Source organism: Paenibacillus sp. FSL H3-0469, from assembly GCF_038051945.1.
Classification (GTDB): domain Bacteria; phylum Bacillota; class Bacilli; order Paenibacillales; family Paenibacillaceae; genus Paenibacillus_AQ.
On sequence record NZ_CP150302.1, the window covers coordinates 4,044,111 to 4,062,860 of the forward strand.

18 protein-coding genes are annotated in these 18,750 nt (G+C 51.0%); 5 read left to right on the forward strand and 13 right to left on the reverse strand.

Annotation, left to right across the window (positions count from 1 at the left end; genetic code table 11):
* Positions 1 to 29 precede the first annotated feature (29 nt).
* The 8 genes from NSS83_RS17680 to NSS83_RS17715 all read right to left on the reverse strand — a co-directional run bounded on the left by NSS83_RS17680 (position 30) and on the right by NSS83_RS17715 (position 7,029).
* The gene (locus tag NSS83_RS17680) at positions 30 to 869 is read right to left on the reverse strand and encodes a HAMP domain-containing sensor histidine kinase (RefSeq protein WP_341346158.1); all 840 of its coding nucleotides are present in this window, start codon (positions 867 to 869) and stop codon (positions 30 to 32) included.
* A 69-nt stretch (positions 870 to 938) separates the two neighbouring features.
* Positions 939 to 1,685: an ABC transporter permease gene (locus NSS83_RS17685; protein WP_341346159.1), complete on the reverse strand. Its 747-nt coding sequence runs from the start codon at positions 1,683 to 1,685 to the stop codon at positions 939 to 941.
* A gap of 13 nt (positions 1,686 to 1,698) precedes the next feature.
* The gene (locus NSS83_RS17690) at positions 1,699 to 2,406 is read right to left on the reverse strand and encodes a hypothetical protein (protein WP_341183497.1); all 708 of its coding nucleotides are present in this window, start codon (positions 2,404 to 2,406) and stop codon (positions 1,699 to 1,701) included.
* Positions 2,390 to 3,328 carry an ATP-binding cassette domain-containing protein gene (locus NSS83_RS17695; protein ID WP_341346160.1) on the reverse strand — a complete coding sequence of 313 codons (939 nt, stop codon included), beginning with the start codon at positions 3,326 to 3,328 and terminating at the stop codon, positions 2,390 to 2,392. Before NSS83_RS17695 ends, NSS83_RS17690 begins: the two co-directional genes overlap by 17 nt.
* A 220-nt stretch (positions 3,329 to 3,548) precedes the next feature.
* Positions 3,549 to 4,238, reverse strand: a complete 690-nt coding sequence (locus NSS83_RS17700) for a response regulator transcription factor (protein WP_341183495.1) — start codon at positions 4,236 to 4,238, stop codon at positions 3,549 to 3,551.
* A 65-nt stretch (positions 4,239 to 4,303) separates the two neighbouring features.
* Entirely contained in the window at positions 4,304 to 5,479 is a 1,176-nt protein-coding gene (locus NSS83_RS17705) for a hypothetical protein (RefSeq protein ID WP_341346161.1), read from the reverse strand.
* A 14-nt stretch (positions 5,480 to 5,493) separates the two neighbouring features.
* Positions 5,494 to 6,804: a radical SAM protein gene (locus NSS83_RS17710; RefSeq protein WP_341183493.1), complete on the reverse strand. Its 1,311-nt coding sequence runs from the start codon at positions 6,802 to 6,804 to the stop codon at positions 5,494 to 5,496.
* A 78-nt stretch (positions 6,805 to 6,882) separates the two neighbouring features.
* A complete protein-coding gene (locus NSS83_RS17715; RefSeq protein ID WP_341183492.1) occupies positions 6,883 to 7,029 on the reverse strand; it encodes a hypothetical protein in 147 nt (48 codons plus the stop codon).
* 392 nt (positions 7,030 to 7,421) lie between these two features.
* Here NSS83_RS17715 and NSS83_RS17720 point away from each other — a divergent pair, with 392 nt between their 5' ends.
* From NSS83_RS17720 to NSS83_RS17735, 4 genes are all read left to right on the forward strand, one after another.
* Entirely contained in the window at positions 7,422 to 8,099 is a 678-nt protein-coding gene (locus NSS83_RS17720) for a futalosine hydrolase (protein ID WP_341346162.1), read from the forward strand.
* A complete protein-coding gene (locus tag NSS83_RS17725; RefSeq protein ID WP_341183490.1) occupies positions 8,099 to 8,950 on the forward strand; it encodes a 1,4-dihydroxy-6-naphthoate synthase in 852 nt (283 codons plus the stop codon). The genes NSS83_RS17720 and NSS83_RS17725 overlap by 1 nt, the downstream gene beginning before the upstream one ends.
* Before the next feature lie 81 nt (positions 8,951 to 9,031).
* The gene (locus tag NSS83_RS17730) at positions 9,032 to 9,856 is read left to right on the forward strand and encodes a class I SAM-dependent methyltransferase (RefSeq protein WP_341183489.1); all 825 of its coding nucleotides are present in this window, start codon (positions 9,032 to 9,034) and stop codon (positions 9,854 to 9,856) included.
* 133 nt (positions 9,857 to 9,989) lie between these two features.
* Positions 9,990 to 10,664 carry a hypothetical protein gene (locus NSS83_RS17735; protein WP_341183488.1) on the forward strand — a complete coding sequence of 225 codons (675 nt, stop codon included), beginning with the start codon at positions 9,990 to 9,992 and terminating at the stop codon, positions 10,662 to 10,664.
* Between the two features lie 377 nt (positions 10,665 to 11,041).
* Here the strand turns inward: NSS83_RS17735 and NSS83_RS17740 are convergent, their stop codons facing one another.
* The 4 genes from NSS83_RS17740 to NSS83_RS17755 are packed head-to-tail and all read right to left on the reverse strand — an operon-like array spanning position 11,042 to position 14,874.
* On the reverse strand, positions 11,042 to 12,115 hold the full coding sequence (locus NSS83_RS17740; RefSeq protein ID WP_341183487.1) for an ABC transporter substrate-binding protein: 1,074 nt from the start codon (positions 12,113 to 12,115) through the stop codon (positions 11,042 to 11,044).
* Entirely contained in the window at positions 12,112 to 12,957 is an 846-nt protein-coding gene (locus NSS83_RS17745) for an ABC transporter permease (protein WP_341183486.1), read from the reverse strand. The genes NSS83_RS17740 and NSS83_RS17745 overlap by 4 nt, the downstream gene beginning before the upstream one ends.
* Complete coding sequence (locus tag NSS83_RS17750; RefSeq protein ID WP_036692036.1) at positions 12,954 to 13,760, reverse strand: ABC transporter permease; 807 nt, start codon at positions 13,758 to 13,760, stop codon at positions 12,954 to 12,956. The genes NSS83_RS17745 and NSS83_RS17750 overlap by 4 nt, the downstream gene beginning before the upstream one ends.
* Complete coding sequence (locus NSS83_RS17755) at positions 13,750 to 14,874, reverse strand: ABC transporter ATP-binding protein (RefSeq protein ID WP_341183485.1); 1,125 nt, start codon at positions 14,872 to 14,874, stop codon at positions 13,750 to 13,752. The genes NSS83_RS17750 and NSS83_RS17755 overlap by 11 nt, the downstream gene beginning before the upstream one ends.
* Before the next feature lie 294 nt (positions 14,875 to 15,168).
* Here NSS83_RS17755 and NSS83_RS17760 point away from each other — a divergent pair, with 294 nt between their 5' ends.
* On the forward strand, positions 15,169 to 16,272 hold the full coding sequence (locus tag NSS83_RS17760) for an FUSC family protein (RefSeq protein WP_341183484.1): 1,104 nt from the start codon (positions 15,169 to 15,171) through the stop codon (positions 16,270 to 16,272).
* 523 nt (positions 16,273 to 16,795) lie between these two features.
* Here NSS83_RS17760 and NSS83_RS17765 read toward each other — a convergent pair.
* Positions 16,796 to 18,748, reverse strand: a complete 1,953-nt coding sequence (locus tag NSS83_RS17765; protein ID WP_341183483.1) for an allophanate hydrolase — start codon at positions 18,746 to 18,748, stop codon at positions 16,796 to 16,798.
* Positions 18,749 to 18,750: the final 2 nt, after the last annotated feature.

The window sequence follows — 18,750 nt, forward strand, 5'->3', positions numbered from 1 at the left end:
GTCATCTCCATACATGTTTTCCGTGCTATTCACAACACAATTGTGATCTGCAGGTGATCTTCCAGCAATTCAGCACTGATCGTTCCGTTTAATTTATCAATTAGAATTTTGACAATTGCCAATCCCAGTCCGGTGCTCCCTGCATTTCGGGATATATCCGATGTATAGAAGCGGTCGAACAGTCTTTCCACATTCACTTCATTCGGGCTTGAGATCCTATTGGTTATTATTAATTCTGTTACGCTGCCCTTCATCAGGGTAATCTTGATATCACCTGTGGCATACTTAGCTGCGTTATCCAGCAGGTTCTGCAAAATACGCCGCAGCATATCCTCATCTGCCCAGACAAATACGGTATCTTCCGGGAGGATAATTTCAGGATGCAGGCTCCGTACCTCGAACATAGCAGCATTCTCCACCACGCTATCCATAATGGCATTCGAGTAATTTACATTCTTGAATTCCGGCTCAATCTCTTCAGAATCAAGTACAGCCAGTTCATAAAATAATTTGATTAAAGTCTGCAGATGAGCAGCTTTGCGGAAGACTATTCCTATTTGTTCACGTTGCTCTGGATTCACTGCCCCTTTGCTCAGCAATTGAAGATAGCCAATCATTGATGTTAAGGGTGTGCGCAGATCATGGGAGATGTTGGCTATGGATTCTTTCAAATGATTGCCGCTGCGTATCATCTGAATGCGGAGCTCACGCTGCTTCGTCAGATTCTTATTGATCTCTGCAGTAAGTGAGTTCAAATCCTTATCGATCAAAGATATACTCAGTTTCTTTTCAACCGTTCCCAAAGACAATTCAACCATCTGTTTTGTAATATTGCGAATTTGCCTTTTTAGTGAAAAGAGGCGGAACATAATTACTCCAAAGATTACCGAGAGCAGAACAGCGATATATATCATTAATTGTAGCGCCTCTTTCCATCCTTATTTAAGTTCAGACGTATTGAACCGCAGAAATGAGAGCGCTATGAACAGCAGCAGAAATAATCCTCCTGAAAGTATGATCTCCGACACCTGAACCGTAGAGAGAGAGAAGGCTAAGGAGACTCTGATCTGATTCATAGGCAGCAACCGCAGCCACGGCACAACTTCATACCAGCCCAGCGGCCCTGCATAGGCAATGCACATTGCACTGATAAAAAGAACAACCATTGATACAGATACTGTTTTGGCAGAGTCCTTGAATAAAAAAGCAAGAAAGATACAGACTGAGAACACTGCACTATTCAGTAGCACCGACAACAGAATTACTCTTAGGATATACAAAATATCATGATTCCAGGAGTTCCCCCAGCCCAATTGAAAGGACATTCTTATGCTCCCCACTACCGGCCCCAGCAGCATCAAAAGATTGAATACAGCCAAGTAGATAAGACATTTACTGAAGAATATTGCCATTCGCGAATGACCCGCTACGACCTCCAGATGAATCGTGCGGTTCGAAAAGTCCTGGCCCATCAGCAAAGCCACAATTGCAGAGAATAACACCAGCCAGACCGTTGAATCGTAAACCATTGCATAAAATATGCCTATAGCATCTTTATGTGTTGTCAGATCAGCAATATAGCTCTTGCTGGCAAGAAGCCCGTAAAGGATACTAAGCAGTGCACTGCCGATAAAAAACCGGTTGTATTTCATGCGGAACCATTCCATTTGCATTAGATTATTCATGGCATCCTCCCCTTTAATATAATTCTGACCGATTGAAGATTCTAACTGCCGCCAAGCAGAAACACATCAAAAAAATGATTCCGACCAGCAACGCCGTACCTATGGATGAAGAGTCCTCAATTAATAATCTCAGCTGCCCCAATGGAATAAAGTGCGCAATCGCCTTAGCGTTCGGACCATTAAGCAGAAAGATGTTCAGAAAATAAACCAATGCTGGAATCGATAGGGTTTTACCAATGTCTTTACAGATGAAGGCCGTCAGCAGCGAAATTCCGCACATCGCTGCGTTCAATACTGCTGTGGTAAAGAATAAGGCAATTACTTTGCTAAAATCAGACCCGAAAGGATGACTACCCCATCCGTGACTTCCGGTGTTATACGCAATACAAAGAATGGGCTGCAATAACAAAATGATGTTGGACCCCACGATAAACAGGATGGCCTTGCTAAAGAAAACATGATTACGTGAATGTCCTGCGCAAATCATGTGGTACAGAGTATGGTCAGCGAAGTCCTTGCCAAGGTAGAGTGCTCCAAATACACAAGTGAGCAGCATTAGTATAGGTGCGTTATACAATGATGCCGATACACTATCATTTCCTGTAAGCTGCCCCTGATCCAGCATAAGGAAGCTGCCAAGCATTACAGACAGAGCAGACAGGATAAAAAAACTCTTATCATGCACCAGCTTATACAGCTCCGCCTTAATGAGACAATACATGCTTCTCTCCTCCAATACGCTCCAGGAAGTACCCTTCCAGCGTATCCCCGGCGATTGCCATTCCTGTAATCAGCACTCCCTCTTTCATTAAAGTAGCCGAAATCCCCTCCATGTCATCTAAGTGATCATATAGCTTAATGGTTCCATCAGGCATAACCTGATAATCTTTGATATTCATCCTGCTCTCTAAAGCATGCAGGGCATTCTCTACATGATTAGTCTGAAGGGCAATATGGCGTTTGCATTTCTCATTTAGCTGACTCTGCGTTAATTCCTCAATCAGAGCGCCTTGATTAATGAGGATGTACTGCGACACTGTCTGATACAGTTCGTTGAGAATATGGCTGGATATCAATATCGTTGTCCCGCGTTCCTCATTTAGGCGTTTCAGCAAGATCCGCATTTCAGCTATGCCCATCGGGTCAAGCCCATTAATAGGTTCATCCAGAATAAGCAACTCGGGATCATGCAGCAAAGCAATCGCAATACCCAGCCGCTGGCGCATTCCGAGCGAAAAATTACGTACTGCCTTCCTTCCAGTAAGATGATCCTCCAGACCCACCAGCTCCAGTGTCTCTCTGATGACCTGCGGATCGGGTATCCCCCGCTGAAGCCGTTGAACCTCCAGGTTCTGCACCGCAGTCATGTTAGGATACAAGGCAGGCGTTTCAACCATACAGCCGATCCGTTTGCGCTGTTCCTGCAAGGCCTGCTTCCCTGTCTTACCGAACAGGTGCAGCTCACCGCTCGTAGGAAAGGACAACCCTACAATAAGACGGATCAGCGTTGTTTTTCCCGCGCCATTCTGCCCGATGAAGCCGTAAATCTTTCCCCTTTCAATGGTTAGATTAATATTATCCAAGGCCAAAGTATGATTATATTTCTTGGTGAGATTTTTGGTCATAAGGATGATGTCACTCATGTCTGCCACGCTCCTTATCTACAGTTACGCTGAATTACATAACCTTACTGACTACATTAAGCGGTAACCTTAAAGAAATTCTTAATTCTGCCTGGGCCACTTTTAAAGAATTTATAAAGTTTATGTTCCTGCAGGGCTTTGCACACAACAGGAAGAGCCGCTTGCGCCATAAGCAAACGGTATCCTCAAAACGAGCTTATATACTTTATCCGATCTTGGGCTAGTCAAGTTTATACAAGCGGTATCCTATTCCCCAAACCGTTTCTATGTAATGTTTATCCGGACTTACTGCCTTCAGCTTATTGCGTATATTGCTAATATGAACATTCAGCGTGTTATCTTCACTCATGTACTCTTCATTCCAGATACTCTGAAATAAATTGGATTTAGAATATATTTTCTCTGGATGCCTCATAAGCAGTTCAAGAATACCGTATTCTTTGGCCGTAAGCGCAAGCTCATGACCCGCAACCTCTACAATATGATTCATCTCATTGAGTTGGATGTCCTGATAAGCTAAACTTCTGGTGCCTACAGAATCCTGGTTCATTCGATTACGCCTTAGATTACTTTCTATTCGTGCAAGGGTCTCATCAAGATCAAAAGGTTTGGTGATATAATCATCCGCGCCAATCCGCAGGAGCTCAATCTTGGTTTGGATCGTGTCCTTGGCTGAGATTATGATCACCGGAACTGCAGAATATTCCCGCAATTCATTTAGCAACTGATCGCCGCTCTTATAGGGCAGCATCAGGTCTAGGAGGACTAAATCATAACAGCCCCTTTGAATGAACTGCAAAGCCTCTAACCCATTGTAAGCTGAAGTAGTCAAATAGCCGTGTTCCGTCAAAAACTGGCGAAGCAGACTATTTATCTCTTTCTCATCCTCAACAATAAGTATATGTTCCAATTAACCACATCCTTATCATTTCTCTAATCATCATTATTCGGCTATTTTGCCGGACTCGCAGACTCTTACGGGTATATATTTTTCCTTTTATCCTTTATTTTAACACTTATTCTCGAAAAAACGATAATTAAGATTAGAATTAGATACATTTTGATTTCAACAAGTCCGTCCAGCCAGTAATGCCGACTCGAGTACCCTATCAGAAAGTTATGATACACTTGAATAACCGGTGTAATAATAATATAGATAAGAACCGACATCGATATTGCATAGTACATAAGATAGACGCCCTTAACTTTTAATGACTTGTTGGTTAACAGTCCCTTAATTCCTGAAAAGGACTTTTTTCTTAAATTAGGAAATTTCAAAATAGTTGTAAGCAGAAAGTATCCATCCAGCGGCAAGAAAGGAATCAGGTTAGTCACTATCAGACCCAGATTTGAATAGCAGATAACCAAAAACAAACTGTGAAGTGTTCCTGTCGAGAACCATTGACCTATTGCACCCGCGGAAAAAATCATAAAGTTGCAAAGTATCCCGGCCACCCAGATAAAGGCTCTTTTTTTGCGTTCTAATGTGTAGATTCCATTAGTTATGATATAGGCCATAGGATTAATATATAGATACAATGTTATTTTCATTTGCTTGGGAATGAGCCCATACTTTTTGGCTACCACAGCATGGGAGATCTCATGAAGCAAAACGCTTACGGTGGTTACTGCTAAAGAAATAATTAGGCTAATCATTGAGGAATCCACAATTTTATAAATATTCACAAATAACAATGCTTTAAAAACCCCAGGCAATAAGGGAATGGCTGCTATCCCTAGTACAACCCCGCACAGCAATAATGCATGGCTCCATTTCGCTAAAATGCTGAACATCGCTTGAAAACGGCTTAAGCTTAGTGCGGTAATTTGTATGCCGTGTTTTTCAAGTTCGTTAGAACTGTCATATTCGATTTCCGCATTAGTGATCAGACCTGCATGCTCAAATAAAGTATAGAGTCTATGGACATCAAGTTTCAGATTGTGTTCTTTCTGGAGAAGAGCATCAACCTCTGACAAAGAATTCTTCCCGTCAAAATAACTCGCCGCCTGCATAATAGCATCTTTATTGGCCTCCTGGGCCTCTATGTAACGGTCATACGCAAGGCTGCCTATGCAGTATATGTTTTCCCTGTTTTTATTCTCAAACAGCAAATAAGCTTCCAAATCGGAAGCTATTATAGGCTTTATCACGTTATGCACCCCGCTCACTCATCTTCTTCACAAAGCGCAAGCAGCACTTGTTCGGTCAATCCCTTGAGGAAATTGCATTCCTCTTCAGGAGTTGTGAATATATCGCCGGTGCCAAAATGATTAATTCCCATACACCCATTGCACATCGTATTGTTAAAACAATCCTTGCATTGCTCATTCTTCAGCTTGTCAAAACGGCGGAATGCATTCGACAGAGAGTCAAGACCGCTCCAGAATTCACGATCTACAGAATTAACATTTCCGAGCTTGTGTTCCTCAACATCTGTAAGCATGAAACAAGGGTAGATATCTCCATTTGAAGAAACCGAGTAAATAGAAGTGCCTGCTTGGCAAATATGCCTATCCGTTCTTCTGGTTCTCAAATTGCCTAGTATTCTATTAACGAGCATGTATCCGTTCTCTTTTTCTCTAATCACCTCCGGAATCGCTTTAAGAAAAGAATCCCGATCCTTCAATTTATATTCCATTCCATCTTCTGCGCTAACCGGGCTGACATGAACATCTGTGATCCCAAGCCTTTCGCCAATATACTTGACCACTTCTCTAACCTCAATGCCCTGCTCTACATGAAGTTGTGTAAAGGTAACCTCTGCACTTTGGGGTTGTCCGGTCCGAGCGCGCAGCTTCAAAATGTTGTCTTCCAGAATATCTGCTACCCCGGCACCTGTGTTCGCCAGCCGGGTCTGATTAGTGATCTCGCGGGGTCCATCTATACTTACGGTAAGTTTTATGTTGTACTTATTGATTAAAGCAATAAATTTTTCACTGGAGCACATCCCATTTGTAGTCATACAAAGAACGGGCTTAGTATCCATTTCTTTTCGCTGCAGCTTCTGTTCAATATATTCTCCTACGTAAGCTATAGCATTAAGATTAAGGCTAGGTTCGCCGCCAAACAGCTGAATTACTCCAATATTATTATATCTTTCAAAGAATATGTTAAGCGCCTGTTCCAGCACGGCTTCTTGCATAATCCCCTTATCTGAATGATATGTCCCGCCGTTGGCGTAGCAGTAGACGCAGTTTAAATTGCATTCATTAGTTATATTCAATACTAATTTGTAAAGTCCATCTGGATCTGCTTGAAGCTCTGTCAGGCTATTCGTATTATTGTTAACGATCTGGTAAAGATCGTAATAGTCCTTATCCGCTATATTATACTTTTTTACGATTTCCTCTTTAGTCATTTCTTTCCAAATATCGCCAATGATGTTTGCAGTCAGGCCATCAATCTTAAAAAACTTATATGAGTTCGGAAAGTACAGCACGTTTGTATTTGTCCCCTCAATAATATGCGCCTTCATATTCTCCTCCTATTTTCATTTTCAGAACGCCCGCTCTGGGAGAAGACGTTCTGAAAATAAATTGTGGAATCCTAATAATTAATGGCAGTATGCACCAAACCAGCCGTTAGGACATCCAAAGCCGAAGCTTGGAGTCATTGCTTCCTCCATAACTTCACAAGCATCCAGCTGCACTTCTTTCATAACGATTTTGTTGATTTCCTGCATTTCTGTTTTGTTTTGCATTTTCATTTTCTCCCTTCAGTTGATTGTTTTATATAATAGGATAAATATCCTGTTATATCTCTTCTTGCAACTTACATAATTCCTCAAAATACCCAATAAAATCTCTTGTTTCCACTTTATTATTTAATATGTAATAGTTATACTTTTCCTTTCATTAAAGATCAATCCTTTGTGCACACAACACATTTTTTTCAACATAGAATCAAGATTTTTCAGTCCGGCAACCAGAACACTGCCTCACCGGGACAGGACGCACCTCTGCCATCAGATCTGCCTTAAGCTCCTTTCAGAATGTCTCCTGCATATTTGACCTGTTCTCTAAAACGGCGTAGACTTTCAAAAGGTGAGTATGAACTGAGGAATGAAACTATTTCTATAGAAGGAGGCTGATTATGGAATCGAAGGATCATCATCATTCCGGGGCCGCCGCGCCGCGCGTGCTGATCGTGACGGCAGTCGCGGCTGAGCGCGAGGCGGTCCTGCGCGGCCTTGCCGGCAGCGGCCGCTTCGACGTCATCGCGGCGGGCGCCGGCACCGCAGCAGCAGCGGCGGGCACCGCTGCCGCCCTGGCAGCCGGCTCGTACGGCTACGTCGTCAGCGCCGGGATCGGCGGCGGCTTCCCGGGCCGGGCACCCGTAGGCTCGCTGGTCGTCGCCAGCGAGATGCTTGACGCGGCCCTCGGCGCAGAGACGCCGGAGGGCTTCCGCAGCGCTGCCGAGCTCGGCTTCGGCAGCGTGTCCGTGCCTGCGCCCAGCGGCACGGTGCAGGCCCTTGCGGCCGCGCTCGCAGCGGCCGGCCTCACGGTAAGCACGGGCACCGTGCTTACCGTGTCGACCGCGACCGGCACCGCCGGGACGGCCGCGGCTCTGGCCGCGCGCCATCCGGAGGCGGCGGCGGAAGCGATGGAAGGCCACGGGGTTGCCGTGGCCGCCCAAGCGCTGGGGATCGCAGCGCTGGAGCTGCGCGCGATCTCGAACCCGGTCGGCCCGCGCGACCGGGCCGCGTGGAAGATAAATGAAGCGCTGGACGCTCTGGCAGCGGCGGCGGCTATTTTACGGGAGGTGCTGTAATGACTCAAGAGCTTCATATTGCTTATTCCCCTTGTCCGAACGATACCTTTGTCTTTCATGCCTGGGCGCATGACCTGATTCCCGGGGCACCCAAGCTGGATGTAATGTTTGCCGATATTGATATCACTAATGGGCTTGCGGCAGACGGCGCCGGGCCGGAGGTACTCAAAATCTCCTACGCCGCACTCCCCTGGGTGCTGGACAAATACAAGCTACTCCCTTGCGGCGGTGCACTGGGACGGGGCTGCGGACCGCTCGTACTGACCCGCAAAGGCGCAGGCGCCATCAAGCATCCACGCGAGCTGTCCGGCCGCAGAATTGCTGTACCGAGCGAACGCTCTACGGCATACCTGCTGTTCCGGCTATGGGTAGCGCAGCAGGTGCAGGACGGTCCGGCCGAGATCATCGTTATGCCTTTTGATGAGATCATGCCCGCCGTGCAAAAGGGAGAGATCGATGCAGGACTCGTCATCCACGAAGCCCGTTTCACTTACCCGTCTTACAATCTCAACCTGCTGACTGACCTCGGCAGCTGGTGGGAGAGCGATACCGGCCTGCCCATTCCGCTTGGTGCGATTATTGCCCGCCGTGATCTGGACCATGAGGCCATTACCGGCTGGATTCGCAGTTCACTCCAGTATGCCTGGGACCATCCTCTGGACTGCCAGGAATACGTGTTAAGCCACGCCCAGGAGCTGTCGCCGGAAGTGGCCAAATCGCATATTGATCTCTACGTCAACGAATTCACAATGAACCTGGGCGAGGACGGCTACGCAGCCATCTCTGCACTATTGACCCGGGCCGCTGCCGAGGGGCTTGTGCCTGCAGTTGATCCGGCGCTGCTGCGGTAGCACGAATACGGTTGTACGGGTATTGATACACCCGGTGTTCAAGCTGCAATTCCACTTTTCTTGCACAGGAGGCTATTCCCCATGATTCCTTCAGGCAACAGCAAGGCTAATATCGACCGTTTTCTAGGATACCAAAATGACTACGACCGTTATCGGCCGGAAGCCCCGCCTATGGTTATTGAACTGCTCACCAGTTATCTGGGCCGCCGTCCTGCCCATGTTGCAGATATTGGCTGCGGCACCGGCCTGTCCACCTTTCTGTGGAAGGATGCCGCTGATGCGGTAACCGGAGTGGAACCTAACCCGGATATGCTCAGCAAGGCACAGGAGAAGCTCCGTCTGCTCGGCAGCGGAGCGGATAACCTGTCTTTTGTGCAGGGCTACTCTAACCAGCTTCCTTTTGATACAGAGAGTGTGGACATCATCACCTGCTCGCAGTCGTTCCACTGGATGGACCCGGCCAGCACCCTTGAGGAGATCGCCCGTTGTCTGCGGCCCGGCGGAGTCTTCGCAGCTTATGACTGTGACTGGCCTCTGCTGCTGCAGCCTGCCATCGAAGCCCGGTACAACCGGCTGATCGCAGCTTCAGATGCCTTGCTTACAGAGCTTCAGCCGGACACTGATCAGGCCAGCAAATGGGACAAGGAAGGACATCTGGGCCGGATCAAAACCAGCGGAAGGTTTACGTATGCGCGCGAGATTGTTTTTCATAACACAGAATCATGCGATGCAGGGCGCTATGTTGGACTAGCCCTCAGCCAGGGCGGCGTCCAGTCCCTCCTGAAGCTCAGCCCGGCCTCACTTGAGCAGGACATTGCCGAATTCTCGGCAGAGGTAGAAGCATTCTTTCAAGGCCGGACCTTACAGGTACCGGTTAGCTACCGGATGCGGACCGCTGTGAAGTGACATTTTGCTCGCTCCATATCTAGTCAAGCCTCCAAATTTACCCTATACTTAAAATCAGCGAGACGAAGAACGTCCCGGTTGCCCTTTGTGGGGAAGCCGGGGCGTTTTCTATTTTCCGGAGAGGATGAGGAGCATGACTTTTGAAGAAGCGCATGAACAGTTTATCAGCGGACACTTGAACAGCAGACCTGAGGGGGAACGAAGAGCACGCTTGGAAAGGGGGCATCGGCATGCCGAGGTGCTGTTCCTGATGAATGTATGGTGGCCTTTGCGGGGACATTTTACCGGACTTCACCCGGAGTATGAGGTGATGGACTGGCGGGGACGATCTTATTTTGCCGACTTCGCCTGGTTACCAGGGTACGTGAAGCTGCTGATCGAAATCAAAGGCTATGCTTCGCATGTCCGAGATATGGACCGCAACAAATACTGCGGCGAGCTGAACCGCGAAACCTTCCTGTATGCTATGGGCTATCATGTAATTTCATTCGCGTACGATGATGTTGAACAGCGTCCCGAGCTTTGCATGACTTTGCTGAGGATGGTGCTGGGCAGGTATCAGCCTGCGGCAAACCCAGTATCGCGTGTACAGCTCATAGAGCAGGAGGTAATCAGGCTAACTGTTCATCTGGCCCGGCCCATCCGTCCGCAGGATGTGAAGCAGCATTTCTCCATCGATTACAGGACCGCCGTCCGGACGTTGCATAGTCTAGTTGACAAAGGCTGGCTCCTACCGGTTCCCACCCGCAATCAGGAACGAACCGCACGATATGAGTTGAAGCGCGGCGTACTGGAGTATTTTAATTAGTCTGCGGCAAATAATTGGAAAATCGCATCTTAATTTCTCGCTTCCTGTGGAATAACCGGAAGCAAGTGGAAAAACAGCATCTACTACTCTTGGTTTTGCCGCTATGGAGCGATCTGAGGAAATTTAAGTGCTGTTTTTCCAACTCTCTCGGCCAGAACCCTTTAATACTTATCAGCAAGTGGATAAAATCCATCTGTTTCCCGCTTCCGCTGTACTATAACTCGACTCCACCAAGGCTAATTACTCCACAAGCCCCAGCAGACCGGTTCTTATCCTCAATCAAAATATCCTCCCCAGCGCCTCCCCCTGGTAACCAAAAACCCCCGCCTGCGCATAAGCACAAACGGGGGATTCTCAGCAGGCCTACAGCCTGCCGGCTACTTCTTATTCATCTTAAACATTAGGAACAGCTCATTATAGTGGGCAAGCATCCGCTTGCCAAGGTTGTCGTAGACCTCCAGCCGGTCGGTGAGCTCGGCGGGCGGGTAGAAGCGTTCGTCGCCGGAGATGTCCTCCGGCAGCAGCTTCAGCGCAGGCACGTTCGGCGTGGAATAACCGACGTATTCTGCATTCTGTGCGGCGACTTCCGGCCGCAGCATGAAGTTGATAAACTTATGAGCGCCCTCGACATTGCCTGCGGTGCGCGGAATGACCATGTTGTCGAACCATTTGTTCGAGCCTTCCTCCGGCACAACGAAGTCCAGCTTGTCGTTGTCATCCATGATCTCCGAAGCGTCGCCGGACCAGACAATACCGACTGCCGCTTCTTCGTTCGCGAGCAGCATTTTGACCTCGTCACCTACAATGGCCTTCACATTCGGAGACAGCTTGTTCAGCTTGGCGAGCGCCTCTTGCAAATGTTCCTCCTTCGTGTCGTTGACGGAGTAGTGCAGGCTGTTCAGCGCCATACCCATGACCTCACGGGCTCCGTCCACGAGGAAAATGTTATTCTTCAGCCGCTTGTCCCACAGGGAATCCCAGCTGCTGAAATCAATCCCCTTCGTCATGTCGGGGTTGAAGATGATCCCCACCGTCCCCCAGAAATAAGGAACCGAATACTTGTTACCGGGATCGAAGGACAGATTCATGAACTTGGAATCGATGTTGGCGAGATTCGGCAGCTTGCTGTGATCCAGCGGCAGCAGCAGATTCTCTTCCCGCATCTTGGCAATCGCATAGTCAGACGGGATGACGACATCGAAGATGGTGCCGCCCTGCTCGACCTTGGTCAGCATCGCTTCATTGGAATCGAATGTCTGGTAGATGACTGTAATTCCAGTCTCCTCTTGGAACTGCTTCAGCAGATCGGGGTCCACATAGTCGCCCCAGTTATAGATGGTCAACGTGTTGCCGCCCGAATAGCCCTGGGCTGAATTCAACCGGGAGGCCAGGAACATCAGTCCGAAGGCAACGATCAGAATCGCCAGGAACGTATTGACTAGCTGCTTCATCTAGGCACCCCCGCTTCGGCCACCGGCTCGGCAATCTGCACCGGCGGACGGCTCTTGCGCTGGTTCAGGTAATAATAACCGATGACCAGCAGAATCGTGAAGAGGAAAATCAACGTCGACAGCGCGTTAATCGACAACGAGACCCCTTGCCGGGCGCGGGAATAGATCTCCACCGACAGGGTGGAATAGCCATTGCCCGTGACGAAGAAAGTAACTGCGAAATCATCCAGGGAATAGGTCAGGGCCATGAAGAAGCCGCTGAAGATTCCCGGCTTGATGATCGGCAGAATGACCTTCGTGAGCACATCCCGGCGCGTAGCCCCGAGATCGCGGGCGGCATCCGTTAAGGTCGGGCTCATCTCCTGCAAATGCGGCAGGATCATAATGACCGCAATTGGAATGCTGAACGCCACATGCGAGAGCAGCACCGAGGTGAAGCCCAGCTTGATCCCGACAATCGTGAACAGGATCAGGAAGGAGGCTCCGATAATGACATCCGGGCTGACAATCAGCACATTGTTCAGCGAGAGCAGCGTGTTCTTGGCCCGGCGGCTGCGGACATGATGAATTGCCAGCGCACCGATCACCGCTATTATGGTCGCAATAGCCGATGACAGGAGGGCAATGACCAATGTGTTAATCACAATAATCATCAGCCGGGTATCCGCAACCACTTCACGGTAATAATCCAGCGTGAAGCCTTCGAACTTGTGCATGGTGCCGCCGCTGTTGAACGAGTAGTACATCAGATAGAAGATTGGCGCGTACAGCACCAGGAAGACCAGCACCAGATAGATATTCGCGATGCCGTTCTGGTTCTTAACCCTGCGTCTGTTCTTCATCCGCGCACCCCCTTCCGCGAGCCGCCGGTCAGAATCATGAACAGCGCCATAATCGCGATCAGGAACACCGCAACGGTCGAGCCCATCCCCCAGTCCTGTGTGACCAGGAAGTGCTGCTCAATCGCGGTGCCGAGCGTAATCACCCGGTTCCCGGCAATCAGACGCGTAATCATGAACAGCGACAGCGCCGGAATAAACACCGCCATACAGCCGGAGCGTACACCCGAGATCGTCAGCGGAAAAACCACCCGCCGGAACGTTGTCCATCCCGATGCGCCCAGATCGCGCGCGGCATCCACCAGCGATAGATTCATCTCATCCAGAGCACTGAAGATCGGCAGAATCATGAATGGAATGAAAATATAGACCGACACAAACACAAAACTGAAGCCTGTAAACAGAATCTGCTGCTCGCCCAGACCCACCAGATCAAAGAAGTTATTGACCGGGCCGAAGGTACCGAAGATCCCGATGAAAGCATATGTTTTGAGCAGCAGGTTGATCCAGGTCGGCAGAATAATCAGCAGCAGCCACAGCTGCTTGTGCTTCGTTCGCGTCAGCAGATAAGCGGCCGGATACGCCACCAGGAGCGAGAACACCGTGATCAGAAAAGCGTACCAGAATGAATTCAGCATCATTCTCATATAGACCGGTGTGAAGAAATTGACGTAGTTATTCAGCGTCAGCTTCCCCTCCAGATCGAACAGGGAATAGTAGACCACCAGCAGCACCGGCGCAATGACAAACAGTGCGATCCAGAGATAGTACGGGATGAGATAATACGACTTCCCCTTACTCATCATGGCTCTCCACCTCGGCGTAAGCCTCCAGACGCTTGTCGAACTCTTCCTCCGTTTCACCGAAACGCATAACATGGATCGCTTCCGGGTCAAAATACAGCCCGATCTCGGAGCCAACCTCAGCCTTACGGGTGGAATGGACGAGCCATTCATGGCCTGAGCCGTCGTAGCAGCTGATTTCGTAGTGAACCCCGCGGAACAGCTGGGAATCCACACGCACCTTCAGCTTGCCCGCTTCCAGGGTGGCAATCTCCAGATCCTCAGGGCGGATCACAACCTCCACTGCTTCATTCGGCTTCAGACCGGCATCGACACATTCGAACCGGTGTCCGTTAAATTCAACCACATAGTCCTCAATCATCACAGCCGGCACGATATTCGACTCTCCGATGAAGTCGGCCACGAACCGGTTAATCGGTTCATCGTAGATATCATTAGGCGTGCCGCTCTGCTCAATTTTGCCGCCGTTCATGACGAAGATCCAGTCGGACATCGCCAGCGCCTCTTCCTGGTCATGGGTAACGAAGATGAAGGTGATTCCCAGCCGCTGCTGCATCTCCCGCAGAATATACTGCATCTCGGTACGCAGCTTCAGATCAAGCGCAGATAACGGCTCGTCCAGCAGCAGTACCTGCGGTTCATTGACAATGGCGCGCGCAATGGCGACACGCTGTCTCTGCCCGCCGGACATTTCATTAATGGCCCGCTGATCATAGCCGACCAGGTTGACGAAGCGCAGCGCTTCCTGTACCTTTTGCTGAATTACATCCTTCTTCAGCTTCTTGATGCGCAGTCCAAACGCCACATTCTCGAATACGTTCAGATGCGGAAACAGCGCATAGTCCTGAAACACTGTATTGACCTGCCGCTCATTGGCGGGAATGTGGTTGATTTTTTTGCCGTTCAGATAGATCGAACCTTCAGTCGGCTCCGCGAAGCCGGCGATTAGACGCAGAATGGTCGTTTTTCCGCAGCCCGAAGGGCCCAGCAGCGTGTAGAATTTACCGCGTTCAATTTCGAAGCTCACGCCTTTGAGTACAGCCTCTTCGTCGTCGTATTGCTTAATCACCTGGTCAAAAGAAATAATAGTGCCTTCCGGGGTAGCTATAGCTAACAACCTCCCTTACCTTATGTATTACAACCTATTTTACCCGCTTCTTGCGGGAGACAATCCGGCAGCGGCATGCTCAGCACGGATAAGCGACAATTCCTGCCTTGGTTCGACAGACTTCAATATATATAGCATAAAGGAATCCTGCAATATATGCGATAGCTTACATTGTGAAATCACGCACAAAAACTTAACAAGTTCGTAAAATCTTGCCCGCCTCCGGCCTGTTTTGAGGTGCTATAATGAAAACGGATGAAAACCATAAAATTTTTCCTATTTACATGAAAGAAGATGACAAACATGAACGAGGGCTTACAAGAGCGCCTTGAAAAGTTCGGATTATCCTTATATATGATACGGATTACGCTCGCCGCTTCGCTCTCGTGGCTGGCCGTGCACATTATCTACGGGGACCATTACCTGTACTTCGCACCGCTGGCGGCGATTCTGATTACCCAGAGCAGCGTCAAGGCCTCCCTTGAAAAAGGCGTCTACCGCATGACCGGCGTGGTCCTTGGCGGCATCGTCAGCCTGATCGTAGGCAAGTTCTTCGATGTGGGCGCGCTGTCGATTCTACTGATGCTGCTGATTGGCATTGGGGTGGCTACAGCCTGCCGGATCAATATCCAGGCCGTCTCCCAGGTCGGCGTCACCTCGGTGCTTGCACTCACCTTCTATCATGACCAATATATCGTCTGGAGAGTCGCCGAGACGCTGATCGGCGTGCTGATTGCCCTAATCATCAATATGATTATCGTGCCGCCCAAGAGCTTCGTCAAGGTCAAGGACCTGGCGCTGAAGGGCAGCCTGACCTTATCTGATGCTTTAACCGGATTTGCTGCAAGCGGCCGGGATGCCGCGCAGGCCAAGGCTGCTCTTGAGCGCTCCGGCGAGCTGCTGAAGAAGAGCGACCGGTTGCAGAAGGAGATGCATTACACGCTGTCCCATTACCAGTGCCGTAAGGACATTGGCAAGCTGACACAGTCGACCACCCATCTCATCAAGGTGCACTCCTATGTCAAAGCCATAAGCGAAGAGATCGCTCTGCTGCCGGCCCATTATGCCGCCGCTGATTGGATGCTGGAGGTTGTAACCGCAACGGCAGACTGTATCGCCCTGTACGGCACACGGACGCTATCGGATGCCGAATGCAGCGGACGTTCACTCCCCGAGAGTCTGAGAAGAGCCCGCGATGTGCAGCTCGCCTGGTTCTCGCAGCTGCAGGATCAGTGCCCGCTCGCAGCCTTCCGTGATCTCGGTGCGGTATTCTCCCACCTGAACCGGATTCTTGAAGAGATCGAACGCGCCGATTACGCGGCCCTTTCCACCGCACCACAGCATGTCAAGGCACAGCCTGCACGCGCCATCCAATTCATACAAAAAGGACTCTTCCACAAGCTATAAGCTTGGGAGGGTCCTTTTTTTTTGTGTTCTAACCATGCCGGCCACTCTGCACCCACCCGGCTCTCCAGCTCGCCGCCGAAGCGGTTGCCGTTCCTTCTTGGTGGATGGGTCGCGCGCTTAAAGTAGCTCGGTTGGCTTGAGTAGATTAGGCGAGGGGCAGGGGTGACTTGGGCTTGGATAGCTAGTGTGGCATGAACAGCGATAGCAGGTATCAGAAGTGGCTTGGGTGGCATCGCAGCGTGCAAGGAATTAGTTGGAAAAAAGGCGCCTAATTCAGCCAAACCAAACGATTTCGCTGAAGCAGTTGGAAAAGGTACATCTAATCCGCCGAATTCTATCTAATCCGTTGAAACCGGGCAAAATAAGTGCTGTTTATCCATGTGCTGTTCCCAAAGGCAGTATTCATCCGGCAGCAGGTGTACAAAATCCAACTAATTACTACAAGTGGAACGTTAACGCGAACTGGGATACACAAATTCCACCTTAGTATAACGCACGCAGAGGTGAACGCCGAAAGCCGCAGTTAATCGGCAGGCAGATATCTCCAGCCCCCGTAGGCTGTAACATTCTCGGCTCCGGCGGCGGCATAGCCTTCGCAGATGAAGCCTGTCACTTCGCGGCCATCGGCAAGCGCCACCCTGCCCAGGCCCAGCGGAGCCGGGATAAGCGTGGCGAATGCACCCAGCGATTCCACAGGCATCTGCCACAGCTCCAGCTCGATTGCGCTTCCCCCTGCCGCCTGTCTCAGCAGGCCCGGCTTCGCCGGCACGGTAGGGAGCTTGACCAACTCGTAACAGGCAGCGGTCCGCGCTTCCTGCCAGAAGCGGGCACCATGCTCCAGCATCTGCTTCTCCAGCGGGAAGCCGCGCATGTGCAGCCCGCAGACGGCAAGTGTAACCATGCCGGACACTGGTAGATCGGCACCAGTAGCAGCGCCAGCAACAGTTCCAGCAACAGTTCCAGCACTAGCTCCTACTCCTACTCCAACGTCAGTACCAGCAGTACCAGCAGTACCAACAGTGCCACCAGTACCTGCGCTACCCTCCGACTCCAGGGATTGGCACTCTGCCAGAGGTTGAGCCCCAGTCCCAGCAGAATTCACCGCACTCTCACCACCACCTTCCCCCTCCGCCAACAGCCGTCTTCCGGCTCCATCGAGCAGATGCTCGCTGTCCGCCAGAGCGAACAGGGTAATGCCGAACGGCAGGTTCTCCGCCGCTTCTCCGGCAGGGATCGCTACCGCCGACAGATCAAGCAGGTTGCAGTGATTGGTGTAGCGGCCCATATCGGAGTTGGCCCCTACCGGGTTCGCGGCTACCTGCTCACGGGTCCAGGTTCCGCCGCAGGTCGGCAGTACCAGCACCGCATCCCTCAGCAGCAGCTCTGCTTCCCGCTTATACCGCTGCAGGCGGTGCATGGCCTGGAACAGGCTTGATGCGGTGTGGCGCTCTGCTGCCCCGGAGGAGAGAATCGACTCCGTTACCGGCAGCACAGCATCACGGTGACTCTCTACGAATGCGGCCAGATCGGCCCAGCGTTCAGCTACCCAGGGGCCATCATACAGGATGGCTGCCGCTTCAGAGAACAACGTGCAATCCACCCGTTCAACGGGCAGCCCCAGCGCCTGCACCACCGCTTCGGCCCGTTCCCAGGCCCGGCGGTATTCGTCCGCATGTGGCCCATAGAAGTCCAGCGGCGCTTCCGGCAGCAGCAGCTTCCCGGGCAGAGCGGCAGCCGCCCGCTTCACAGCACGCGACCAAGGATCGGCTGCTTCGAAGCCGCGTGCTGCGCGGTCCACCGTGAGCGCATCCTCCAGATTGTGCGCGAATACGGTGACACAATCCAGGCTGGCACACGCCGGCACTACGCCGCGCACCGGCCAGGCCCCCAGGCTGGGCTTGAAGCCGACCAGCCCGTTCAGCGCAGCCGGTACACGGCCCGAGCCGGCGGTATCGGTGCCCAGGCTGAACACCGCCTGGCCCCGGGCCACGGCAACCGCCGAACCCGCGCTGGAGCCGCCGCTGATGTATTCGGGACGCAGAGCATTATGCGTCTCTCCGTAAGGGCTGCGCACACCGACGAGTCCGGTGGCGAACTGGTCCAGATTGCTTTTGCCGACCGGGACCGCCCCTGCAGCCACCAGTCTCGCCACAACCGCTGCGTCTGTATCCGGTTGATAAGCGAATTCAGGACATGCCGCCGTCGTGGGCAGCCCCCTCACATCAATGTTATCCTTCACCGCGAACGGGATGCCCCACAAGGGATACTCCTGCGGATTCAGCACTTTGAGCGCTGCCAGGTAGGGAGCGATCTGTGCCTCGGCGGGCGGTTCAATCCAGATGTTCATGTCCTTGTCCCGCTCAGCACGGCGGATGATCTCCCGGATGACCTGCTCCGGGTCTAGCGTGCCGCTCAAATACTGCCCCCGCAGCCAACCGGCAGTCAGCTTCACGGGCCATTCTGTTGTTGCTGTCATCA

What these genes read in the sequence shown, in the direction of transcription:
- NSS83_RS17695 (WP_341346160.1), bottom strand. Translation starts at nt 3,328, where the DNA reads ATGAGTGACATCATCCTTATGACCAAAAATCTCACCAAGAAATATAAT.
- NSS83_RS17685 (WP_341346159.1), bottom strand. Translation starts at nt 1,685, where the DNA reads ATGAATAATCTAATGCAAATGGAATGGTTCCGCATGAAATACAACCGG.
- NSS83_RS17710 (WP_341183493.1), bottom strand. Translation starts at nt 6,804, where the DNA reads ATGAAGGCGCATATTATTGAGGGGACAAATACAAACGTGCTGTACTTT.
- NSS83_RS17745 (WP_341183486.1), bottom strand. Translation starts at nt 12,957, where the DNA reads ATGAAGAACAGACGCAGGGTTAAGAACCAGAACGGCATCGCGAATATC.
- NSS83_RS17735 (WP_341183488.1), top strand. Translation starts at nt 9,990, where the DNA reads ATGACTTTTGAAGAAGCGCATGAACAGTTTATCAGCGGACACTTGAAC.
- NSS83_RS17720 (WP_341346162.1), top strand. Translation starts at nt 7,422, where the DNA reads ATGGAATCGAAGGATCATCATCATTCCGGGGCCGCCGCGCCGCGCGTG.
- NSS83_RS17715 (WP_341183492.1), bottom strand. Translation starts at nt 7,029, where the DNA reads ATGCAAAACAAAACAGAAATGCAGGAAATCAACAAAATCGTTATGAAA.
- NSS83_RS17690 (WP_341183497.1), bottom strand. Translation starts at nt 2,406, where the DNA reads ATGTATTGTCTCATTAAGGCGGAGCTGTATAAGCTGGTGCATGATAAG.
- NSS83_RS17750 (WP_036692036.1), bottom strand. Translation starts at nt 13,760, where the DNA reads ATGATGAGTAAGGGGAAGTCGTATTATCTCATCCCGTACTATCTCTGG.
- NSS83_RS17765 (WP_341183483.1), bottom strand. Translation starts at nt 18,748, where the DNA reads ATGACAGCAACAACAGAATGGCCCGTGAAGCTGACTGCCGGTTGGCTG.
- NSS83_RS17725 (WP_341183490.1), top strand. Translation starts at nt 8,099, where the DNA reads ATGACTCAAGAGCTTCATATTGCTTATTCCCCTTGTCCGAACGATACC.
- NSS83_RS17760 (WP_341183484.1), top strand. Translation starts at nt 15,169, where the DNA reads ATGAACGAGGGCTTACAAGAGCGCCTTGAAAAGTTCGGATTATCCTTA.
- NSS83_RS17740 (WP_341183487.1), bottom strand. Translation starts at nt 12,115, where the DNA reads ATGAAGCAGCTAGTCAATACGTTCCTGGCGATTCTGATCGTTGCCTTC.
- NSS83_RS17680 (WP_341346158.1), bottom strand. Translation starts at nt 869, where the DNA reads ATGTTCCGCCTCTTTTCACTAAAAAGGCAAATTCGCAATATTACAAAA.
- NSS83_RS17730 (WP_341183489.1), top strand. Translation starts at nt 9,032, where the DNA reads ATGATTCCTTCAGGCAACAGCAAGGCTAATATCGACCGTTTTCTAGGA.